Raw genomic sequence first — 283 nt, 5'->3', positions numbered from 1 at the left:
TAACAACTGGGTTTGATGCGCCAAATACGGAATATATCGTGATATGTCGCCCAACAACGAGTGAACTGCTTTATGAGCAAATCGTTGGAAGAGGACTAAGGGGACCAAAGTTTGGCGGTACCGAAGAGCGTACCATCATTGATTTCGCCGACAACCTCCTTCGTTTAGGAAAACCCCTAGCCTACCAACGCTTCCATCAATTCTGGCAGAAACAGGGGGGCGGTACCAGTGAACTTCCCAATACAACTTTTGATTTAAACGATAAAAAGGATCAATATTAAAG

At 44.5% G+C, this 283-nt stretch carries 1 protein-coding gene; it reads left to right on the top strand.

Annotated features, from left to right (window positions below; genetic code table 11):
- Nucleotides 1-281, top strand: a 281-nt coding sequence (locus AOA62_RS05000; protein ID WP_218244065.1) for a hypothetical protein, incomplete at its 5' end; no start/stop codon positions are given.
- Nucleotides 282-283 lie beyond the last annotated feature (2 nt).

The organism is Pseudomonas sp. 2995-3, from assembly GCF_002742565.1.
GTDB classification, from domain to species: Bacteria; Pseudomonadota; Gammaproteobacteria; order Pseudomonadales; family Pseudomonadaceae; genus Aquipseudomonas; species Aquipseudomonas edaphica.
This window is presented reverse-complemented; position numbering and strand designations above follow the sequence as displayed.